The 9,482-nt window shown below is 49.7% G+C and carries 4 protein-coding genes; all 4 read left to right on the forward strand.

Annotation, left to right across the window (positions count from 1 at the left end; all coding sequences use genetic code 11):
- Positions 1-2,568, forward strand: a 2,568-nt coding sequence (locus ACESLU_RS07965) for a translocation/assembly module TamB domain-containing protein (RefSeq protein ID WP_372637588.1), incomplete at its 5' end; no start/stop codon positions are given.
- 30 nt (positions 2,569-2,598) lie between these two features.
- Positions 2,599-4,761 (forward strand): ribonuclease R, encoded by a 2,163-nt coding sequence (rnr, locus tag ACESLU_RS07970; RefSeq protein ID WP_372637590.1) that lies wholly within the window; start codon positions 2,599-2,601, stop codon positions 4,759-4,761.
- Between the two features lie 40 nt (positions 4,762-4,801).
- Complete coding sequence (locus tag ACESLU_RS07975; protein WP_372637592.1) at positions 4,802-8,173, forward strand: peptidase MA family metallohydrolase; 3,372 nt, start codon at positions 4,802-4,804, stop codon at positions 8,171-8,173.
- 334 nt (positions 8,174-8,507) lie between these two features.
- Entirely contained in the window at positions 8,508-9,269 is a 762-nt protein-coding gene (locus tag ACESLU_RS07980; RefSeq protein ID WP_372637595.1) for a sugar transferase, read from the forward strand.
- Positions 9,270-9,482 lie beyond the last annotated feature (213 nt).

The raw sequence follows: 9,482 nt of genomic DNA on the forward strand, positions 1-9,482 counted from the left end.
CGGGACGGACAGTCCCAGCTGACGGCCAACTTCCGCAGTGACCGCCCGCTGAGGGCCTCTTCATCCATCGATTTTAAAGCGGATGTCGGGACGCTTCACTCCAACTTGACAGATATGGATTCGGTGGGAATCGACTTTGCCCTAAAACAGGATTCGCTCTACTACCATCAGCGCATCAAGAATATCGGAAAAGATGCCAGCTTTAACCTGGAGCTGTCGGGAGGGATCACGGACAGTTCCCTCGTCACTTCTGTTGAGGCATTCTACCTTGGCAATGACTCCTATGCGTGGGTGAACCAGGGTAGGCCGTCGTTGCATTTTATGGAGCGGGAACGGGTGATGTTTAACGATTTCAGTTTTGAAAACGAGGACGAGTTTTTTCAGCTTGATGGAGCTTTGAGTGGCAGCCGGGACGATTCGCTGTCGTATACGCTCAGGGATATTAACCTGGCCCGAATATCCGATCTGGTGAAAGGTGAAATTGACTTCGGAGGAGTACTAAATGGGGGGTTGATGACGCAGTCCCTTATGGATCAGCCCACAATACAGGGACAGCTTGAGGTCGACCGGTTTACCCTCAACGATCGATTGGTCGGGGATATATCCTTTAACAGCAGTTATAGTCCCCCGAATGATCGGTTTGATACCCGGATTGAGGTTTTTACCGATCCCCAGAAGTATAAATCATACCTGCAAGAGAATGATGGCGTCCAGCAGCATATTGTTCTTGACGGCTATTTTTCGACAGACAATTCTGCTGCCGAGCGGGACAGTTTATTTTATTTTGACGCTGATTTTAAACAGATTGACATGTGGGTTGTTCGCCTCATCGTGGATAATATTTTCCAGCAGATGGAGGGACAGGCGACGGGCGAGGGATATCTTACCGGCAATTTCGATGATTTCGATTTCCACGCCGATTTTGAGGCTCAGAATGTTTTTGCCAAGCCGGAGTTTGTCAACACCAATTACTTTATCAATGGGCCGGTGACGTTTGACCGGCAGGATGGCGTAATTTTGGATTCGTTGTCCGTCATGGATACCAAAGGCGGGTCCGGTACGCTTTGGGGTACGATCGACCTGAACGACTTCAACCCGCGTACCTACCTGGATCTCTCGCTGGCCATGGACGGGCTCCAGTTCCTGAACAGCAGTATGGATCCCGATGTCCCTTTCTTCGGAAATGTTTCCGGATCGGGTACCGTACGCCTCAGTGGTTCCAATACGGATATGTACATGCGTACCCAAAATCCCCTGCGGGTTACCAACGACTCCCGGATATCCATACCGCTGATGGAGGAAACCGAACTTACCGAAACCGGCAAGTTCATCCGGTATGTCGATTCCTTTGACCTTCGAGGAAGGGGCGGTGCAGCCTCATCTGAAGAGGATGAGGAAACCCAGCAGGAACGCCTGCAGCGTCAAATCGAGGATATGACCTTTAGCGAACGTTTCGATCTGGACCTGCAATTCAATACCGTTGACAATATTGCGGTAAACCTTATCTTCGATCCGGTCACCGGGGAAGAGCTGAACGCCCGGGGATCGGGGCAGATGCGCATCTCCATGCAGGACCAGGAGGTGCAGATGTTTGGACGGTATCAGATCGCCAGCGGTACCTACCAGTTCGTGACGGGTGAAATCATCAGCAGGAGGCTGGATTTGCAATCCGGCGGGACAATCGTCTGGGAAGGGCCGCCCGACAATGCCCGCCTCGATATAAGCGCTATTTATCACGCCCGTCCCAATATATCGACTCTTATCTCCGAGGGAAGGATAGAATCCCAGAACCAGGGCAACAGCCAGCAAGTTCCTGTCGATTTGATCGTAAATATCACAGGAACGTTGAATAGTGTTGAAAATAGTTATTATTTTGAGTTGCCGAGTTCACTGGACCTCTCGTCCAATCCAACGTTGTCGTATACGATTAATCAGATTAACCGTGACGAGCAGCAAAAACTCCTGCAGGCTACCAGTATCCTGTTTACGGGACAATTTATACCGACGCAGGGAGCCGGGAGCGCGACGGCATCACTCAGCCAGAACCTGACGAGAGGATCCACGGTACTGAACCCCCTGCTCTCAAACCAGGTAATCAGTCCCCTGCTTTCCAACCAGATTAATGCATTGCTGGACAGTGATGTGAGTCGTATGGACATCGATTTTAACCTAAATGCCTACAACGAAGTTGATTTGGGAATTGCATTGCGTTTGTATAACGACCGCCTCATCTTACGGCGTGAAGGTCAGATAACAGGTGGAGGTCCGCAAACCACGTTAGGAGACCGTATTGGAGACTTGAATGCGACATATCGTATCAGCAGGAGACTCTCGCTGACTGCCTTTCACCGGCAAAACCAGATATTGAGTAATTTTGGATCGCAATCGCAGGCGGGCGATGTAACGCCCAGCGTAGATGGAGTGGGCCTGGAAACCCAGTTTCAATTTAATACCTGGCAGGAATTGTGGAATAAAATAATGGGAACTTCCTCCACTGCGCCTGCTCGCGGGGAGGAGGAAGACAAGAACCAGGATACAGCAGCTATTGAAGCACGAAAAGAAAAATAAGAAATATAAAACTATAGAAAGATTTATTTGATGAGTAAAAGCAAAAAAGAAACGTTTGAAGAGATTATTCTCGATATCTTAAAGAATAATCCGGAAGCACAGCTTCCATTTGATGTATTACAGAATATTTTAAAAGTAGATAGCAATCAAGATAATAACCGGCTTAAGAGCGCGATCAACAGTTTGTTTGATCGCAATCTGATCGTAAAACGCCGGGGCGGCGCCATTCAACTGGCGACTTCCAACGGGAATAAAAGCAACAATAAAAATATCGTAACCGGCAAAATAGATATCAGCCGGCGGGGGACCGGCTATCTTATCACGGAGGAATTTGATGAAGATATACGGGTCAAATCGAAACACCTGGGCATGGCGCTGCAGGATGACATGATCAAAGTCGAGCTTTTTGACCGGGGACGGGGCAAGCGGCGCGAAGGGAAAACCATAGAAATTGTAGAACGCGGGCGCAGTATGTTCGTCGGTACCCTCAAAAAGAAGGGCAAACAGAACTATCTCATAAAGCCGGACGAGAAGTCGGCCCATACCGATTTTTTTGTGCTCCCCGACAATGTACGGGAAGCACAGCCCGGCGATAAGGTGGCCTTTGAACTGGTGGATTGGGTTCATCCCCAGTCGCTGCCGGAAGCACGGATTATTGAAGTGCTCGGCAAAGAGGGGACCAATGATGCCAACCTGCTCTCAATTCTGGCCGAAAACCAGATCAAGGCGGGGTTCCCGGAGGAAGTGGAAGCCTATGCCGAAAATATTTCGACCGGGGTCCCCGAAAAAGAAATTATGCGGCGTCATGATATACGGGACAAGACGATTTTTACCATCGATCCCGAAGATGCCAAAGATTTTGATGATGCCATCAGTATTGAGATGCTGGATAACGGTAATTTCTACCTGGGCGTGCATATAGCCGACGTCACGCATTATATGCCGCGCGAAACCATACTGAATGAGGAAGCCCTGAATCGGGGGACCAGCGTGTACCTGGTAGACCGGGTGATCCCGATGCTGCCGGAAAAACTCAGCAACGGGGTCTGCAGCCTGCGTCCTAATGAAGACAAGCTGGCCTACAGCTGTTTTATGGAGCTTACGCCCAATGGGAAACTGGTGGGGCATACCATTGAAGAGACGGTCATCCATTCCGATCACCGGTTTACCTACGAGCAGGCACAGGAAGTGATTGACGGGGCCCGGAGTGCCTATGCCAGTGAGATGAAGCTGGCGGCCAGGCTGGCCCGCATACTATTGAATAAGCGGTTCCAGGAGGGCAGCATTAATTTTGACACCCCCGAGCCCAAGTTTGTGCTCGATGAGAACGGCAAGCCGATCGATGTAAAGCTTAAAGAACGATTGTTTGCGCACCGGTTGGTGGAAGAATGCATGCTGATGACCAACCGGACGGTTGCCCGCCACGTGGATGAGCTGCGCGAGCGCTCCAATAAACCCACGACAAAAGATCTGTTTCCCTTCTTCTACCGCATACACGATCAGCCGGACCTCGACAAGCTGAAGAACATCGAAGACAACGTCAAGCCGTTCGGCATCAACTTTCATATTGACAGTCCCACCGTAAGCTCAAAAGCAATCAACGTACTGCTCGAACAGATTGAAGATACCTCCATCGAGCTGACGGTCAATGACCTGATGCTGCGCGCTATGGCCAAAGCCGAATACAGTCCAAATAATATCGGGCATTTCGGTCTCGGCTTCGAAAATTATGCACACTTTACCAGTCCGATCCGTCGTTATCCCGATGTGGTGGTGCACCGCCTGCTGAAGAGCTATGCGGGCGGGCAGCCCAGTTATTCCTATAATGAATTGAAGCAGCTGGGGACCCACTGCAGCGAACGAGAACGTGCGGCCATTGACGCCGAACGAGATTCGGTTAAATTAAAGCAGGTGGAATATCTGAGCCAGCATCTCGGCGAAGAATTTCCCGGCGTTATCAGTGGTGTGATGGAGAGCGGTATTTTTGTGGATCTCAAGGATATCCACTGCGAAGGTATGGTGCGCGTAAGTGATCTCGACGACGATTATTATGTGTATGATGATAAACAACACTGCCTGATTGGTAGAAACCACGGCAAAAAATACCAGCTTGGGAAGGAATTGAGGGTTAAAGTTGTTAATACGGATATAAAAGCGCGTCAAATTGATCTTACACTTGTGGATGATGGGTAATAATGTAATATTTTGACAAACAGAGAACAGCAACAACGACATGGACAAATCACAATTGTTATCCCGCTTCTTAACAGGCCTGTTTGTGATGGTTTTTGCGGCCGGTGCGGTCCATGAAGCCAGCGCCCAGTATTTTTCCTTCGGCAAGAACCGGGTACAATACGACCATTTCGACTGGCGGTATATTCAGTCGGAACATTTTGACGTATATTACTACACATCCAGGAACTATGACCTGGCGAACTTTACCGCCACTTCCCTGGAAGCGGCCCTGCGGCAGCTTCACGAAGATTTTGACCATCAGATTGCCGATCGCATACAGGTCATTATCTATGACTCGCACAACGACTTCGCGCAGACCAATGTGATCCCTCTTCCGGCCGGTGCGGAAGGGATCGGCGGGGCTACTGATGCCTATAAAAACCGGATTACCATGCCGTTCCAGGGCGATTTCACCCAGTTTCGCAGCACGCTTCAGCACGAGCTTTATCATGCCCTCATTAATGATATGTTTTACGGGGGGAATGTCCAGTCGCGCCTGAGCGGCAATGCCCTTCAGATTCCGCTCTGGTTTAACGAGGGCATGGCTGAATACACCTCGCTTGGCTGGGATACGGAAACGGATATGTGGATCCGGGATGCGATTATTAACGACTACCTGCCCCCGATCCCCCGGCTGGGCGGTTATTTTGCGTACCGCGGGGGACAATCGGTCTGGAATTATATTGTGGAGGAATACGGACGGCAGAAGATCACTGAAATAATACAAATCATGAAGACGCAGCGAAGCGTGGAAGCTGCCTTTAACCGCGCCACGGGATACAACATTGAAGAGCTTACCGACCAGTGGAGGGATTTTTACCGGAAACGCTACCTGCCGGAGGTCGCAAACCGGGAAAAAATTGACGACTTCGCCGAACTGGTGACCGAAAGGGATAAGTTCGGCACCTATAATACCAGTCCCTCGGTTTCCCCGCAGGGCGATAAAATTGCCATGATTACGAATGCGCGCGGCTATTTCGATGTCATTGTGGTGAGCGCGCTAACCGGCGAAAAGCTCAAGACGCTCATCAAGGGAGAAGACAACGTAAATTTTGAAGAGCTGAATATTTTAAATCCCAATTTGACCTGGTCGCCCCGGGGCGATAAGATAGCCCTTTCCTCCAAATCAAAAGGAAAAGACAACCTGGCGGTCGTTGATTATAACACCGGTAAGGTGCAGATGATACAGTTTCCCCGCCTGGATGCGATCGGTTCGGTCGCCTGGGCGCCGGATGGCAATAAAATTGCTTTTGACGGCAACATCGGTCCCTTCCAGGATATTTACGTGTATAACCTGCAGACGGAAGAATTCAATAATGTTACCAACGATGTGATATCCGATTACGAGCCGGCATGGGGGGCGGATTCCGAAACGATTTATTTCGTCTCCAGCCGCGGGGACGAGGTGAATCTCAACAGGGTTAAAAATACAAGCAGCCTGTTGCTGACCGATGATCTTTACAGCACCGACATTTATTCGGTGAAGCTGGGGGCGTCCCGCGCAGAGCGGTTAACCATAACCCCCCAGTGGAACGAGAATCAGCCGATAACCACCCGCGATGGCGAACTGTTTTTTATCTCGGATGAAAACGGCATCCCCAATGTCTACCAGATGAATTTGAACGACCGGACCACCTCTCCGCTGACGGATCTCCAGACCGGTGTTATGCAGATGTCGGTGAGTGCCGACGGAAGCCGGCTGGCGGTGAATACGATCAACGAGGGGGCGCTCGACATTTTTATGGTCCGGGCGCCGCTTACCCGGAAGAAAGATCAGCCGCTGGAACCCAACCAGTGGGCGCAGCGACGGGCTCAGGAGACGGAAGCCGAGCGGGTACCGGCCACACAGTATGTGCGAGAGATGCTTCTCTCAAAACCGCTTGGAGAGAGCAGCCTTTCCGAGGAAGCGGTAAAGGATGTGATGGAAAGAGAGCCCAAACAGGCTGTTCTGGATACCATAGAGACAGACACCACGGCCGGTGAAGTCGCGAAGGCTGATACCACGGGCGAAGGGGAGGTAGAAGAGGAAGAAACCGATGAGATTGATTTCCGAAACTACGTGTTTGATTCGTCGGTAGAGGAAGACACCGTTTTTGCTGCCAAGTATCTTGATAAATCAAAGTTTGATCTGGAAGGAAACCGTACGGACGACGGGCGGTACATCCCCCGGGATTACCGGCTGAAGTTTTCGACGGACCTGGTGTATGCGGGGGGCAGTTTTTCAACCTACTACGGGACCTACGGGCTGACCCAGATTGTGTTCAGTGATTTGCTGGGCAATCATCAGATAGCGTTTGGAAGTAATCTGAACTTTGATCTTCGCAACAGCAGCTACTTTTTACAGTACGGCTACATGGAGAAACGTACGAACTGGATTTTTAACTTTTTCCACAACGCCAGCAACTTCCAGGATTTTTCCGGTCAGCTCTATCGCTTTCGGTCTTATGGCGGGGCCGTTAACATGCAGTATCCCATTGATAAGTTCCGCCGCATCGATGTGGGACTGTCTGCCATCGGTCTGGCCCAGGATTTCTCCATCGCTTTTTCCAACCAGACCCAGAACGAAACCTCCACTTTTCTTTATCCACAGGCTACCTATACCAGTGATCGAACGCTACCCGGTTATATTACTCCTGCCGGGGGTTCGCGCTATTCGGTGAGCCTTACGGCAAGTCCGCCCATTACCAGTGAAACACCGCAATTTGCCTCGATTCTGGGTGATTACCGAAAGTATTTCAATCTCGGCAGCCGGTATTCCTTTGCACTGCGTGGTTCCGGGGCCGCCTCCTTCGGCAGCGACTCGCAAACCTATTTTATGGGAGGTATGCTGGGCTGGATTAACCAGCAATGGTCGGGCAATTCACTGCCGTTGGACCGCCTGGGGGATACGTTCTTTACTCTGCCTGCCCTTCCTTTGCGCGGCCACCCGTATAATGCTACGTATGGGGACAAATTTAGTCTTATCAATGCGGAATTCCGGTTCCCTCTTTTTGCGGCTATCCTGCCGGGGCCCATTCCCATCCTGCCGCTGTATAATTTGACAGGTGTTGCTTTCTGGGATACGGGCATGGCATGGGGACAGGATATCACCTTTGATTATAATGACCTGCAGGGCAATCCCCGGTCGGCGGTATTAAACAGCAGCGATCTCAACTTTAAATTAAGTGAGCTGGGGGAACGAACCTTCAGCACGAGCACCGGTGAATATTCGGTACCGGTCAATAATGGAGATATTCTAATGGGAGCGGGCTTCGGGCTCCGCACCATTGTCTTTGGGTTTCCGCTTCGTTACGATGTGGGCTGGCCTTTTTATCGCGGTGGGTTTGACAACGATCCCATCCATTACGTGACGATCGGAATTGATTTTTAAGAGCCTGCGTGCGCCCTGGCCGTCCGGTTATTTTAATAGGTTGATTTCTTCTAAGCAGCTTTTTATCGCGATGCCGGTAACTGTGTACATACGGCAGGGCAGAAGTATTGTTGAAATAGCAACGCCTGAGAACGCAATATGAAAGATCCTAATACAAGCCCATCCTGCTTTAACCTGTGTTTCTCGGGACAAGTCCGGGATCTGTGAGTTCTTTTTTTACTATTAACGAAATAGTTCTATATTTGACTTTTGGAGCTGCGGCACAAGTTTGGAACTTCAACATAAGTATTGGCTATAAGTATAGTTAGCTACAATTTCTCAATAAATTATTAAGATGGGATATAAAAGCGAGTCGGTTGCCACTAATAATAATGTCATCCAAGAGAAATATGAAACGGTCAGGCAAAGTATTGTACAGGAGATGTACGATACGAACATAGCGTCTGTTAATGGCAGAGACAGCAGTTATTCCAAATTTGAGTCGCTCGCGAACAATACGTTTCGGGGAAAAAGGAGCATCGATGTTTTTATCGGCTGTTTTGCTTTTGTCGTTTTTTTGCTGGCCTATCCCTTTTTTGCCCTTTTTATAAAACTCAGCTCAAGAGGTCCTGTGTTGTACAAGCAGTGGAGAACCGGCCAGCACGGCCATGAGTTTATCTGTTATAAATTTCGGACGATGCATGAGCTGGATTTGCGCAGGATTGATGGCAAACCGGTGGTTACCCAGGAGAATGACAAGCGTGTTTTTTGGTTCGGCAGCTTGCTTCGGATGACCAACCTGGATGAGCTGCCCCAGGTATTAAACGTGTTGAAAGGAGATATGAGCCTTATAGGTCCACGTCCCTACCAGGTGGAAGAGTGTGCCCACTGGAATAATACCTATAATGATTTTTATTACCGTTATGCGGTAAAGCCGGGAATTTCAGGACTGGCGCAAGTGAAAGGATACCGTGGCGGCACCCTCGATGAGAAACATATGAGAAAGCGCCTGGACTATGATTTGATATATGTTGAAAAGCAGTGCCTGGGGTTGGACTTGAAAATCCTGGGACAGACGATTTTCAAGATGATCCATTTGGATACGGACGGGCATTAGATGGAAAGTGTGATGGGTTTTTAATCCTATCAGATTATATTCCATTTATTTTCTCCCGGCTGTAGACAAGATGATCCGATGATAGTGGTTTGCAATAGAAAAGCGGAAAATCAAGATATAGGCCCACCCGATAGCATTCAGGGACAGTGTAATTTACACTTGGGTTAGGGATGGCCGCTTTTTACCGGCCGTTGGGTCGTTTAAGCCCATTAT

The organism is Fodinibius sp. (assembly GCF_041642155.1).
In the GTDB taxonomy this organism is placed as follows: domain Bacteria; phylum Bacteroidota; class Rhodothermia; order Balneolales; family Balneolaceae; genus Fodinibius.